The sequence below is a fragment of the Shewanella sp. c952 genome (genome assembly GCF_019654975.1).
Classification (GTDB): Bacteria; Pseudomonadota; Gammaproteobacteria; order Enterobacterales; family Shewanellaceae; genus Shewanella.
The window spans coordinates 1-1,081 of record NZ_BPEW01000080.1 but is presented as its reverse complement, the minus strand read 5'-3'; the positions used below and the strand labels follow the sequence as shown (position 1 = coordinate 1,081).

The window sequence follows — 1,081 nt, the reverse complement described above, 5'->3', positions numbered from 1 at the left end:
AGAAGAAGAAGGAAGAAGAGAGAAGGGAGAGGAGGGGGGGAGAGGAGAGGGGGAGAAGAGAGAGGGGAGAGAAGGGGAAAAGGGAGGAAAAAAGAAAAGAGAGAAAGGAAAGGGAAGGAAGGAGAAGAAGAAAGGGGAAGGGAGAAGAAGGAAGAAAGAAAGAGAAAAAGGAAAGGGGGGAGAAAGAAAAGGGGGGGGGGGGGGAAGAGAGGAAAAAGAGAGGAGAAAGAAAAAAGAGAAGAAAGAGGAAGGGGGAGAAGAGGAAAAGAGGAGGGAAAGAGAGGAAAGGGGGGGGAGAAAAGGAAAAAAAGGGGAAAGAAGAAGAAGGAGAAGAGAGGGAGAAGAAGAAAGAGAAGGGGGGGAAAGAGAGGACGAGGAAAAGAAAAAAAAAAGGGAAAAGGGGGGGGAGAAAAAAAAAGAAAAGAAGGGGGGGGAGGGGAAGAGGAAGAAGAGGGGAGGAAGGGGGAGGGAAAGGGGAAGAAAAAAAGAGGGAAGGGGAAAAAAGGAGAGAGGAAGAGAGAGAGGAGAAAGGAGAGGAAGGAGGGAGGAGAAAGAAAAAAAAGGAAAAGGGAAGAAAAAAAAAGGAAAAGAAAAGAAAGGAAGGAAGGGAGAAGGGGAGAAAGAAAGAAGAGAAAGAGGAGGAAAGGGAAGAGAGGGGGGAGGGAGGGAAGAAGAGGGAGGAAGGGGGGGGGAGAAGGGAGGGGGGGGAAGAGGAGGGGGGGGGGAAAGAGGGGAAGAGGGGGGAAGGGAAGGTCAGAGAGAAAAAGAAAGAGGAAGGAGGAGGGAGGAAAGGGAAGAGGAAGGGAAAGGAGGAAGGAAGAGGGAGGAAAAAAAGAAGGAAGGGGGGGGGGGAGGAGGAGAGGGGGGGAGGGAGAGGGAGGGGGGGACGGGGGAGGGGGGGGGCGAGGGAGGGGAAGGGAGGGGGGAGGAGAGGAGGAAAGAGGGAAGGAAGAAGGGAGGGAGGGGAGGGGAGGGGAGGGGGAGGGAAGAAAGAGGGGGAGAAGAGAGAAAGAGGAGGGGGAAAGAAGGGAAAAAAAAAAGGAAAGGAAAGAAAAGAGAGGAAAGGAGGAGAGAGAGAGGG

1 protein-coding gene is annotated in these 1,081 nt (G+C 53.0%); it reads left to right on the top strand.

Features of this window, described 5'->3' with window-relative positions:
- Window positions 1-1,081, top strand: a 1,081-nt coding sequence (locus K5R16_RS22705) for a hypothetical protein (RefSeq protein ID WP_220740521.1), incomplete at both ends; no start/stop codon positions are given.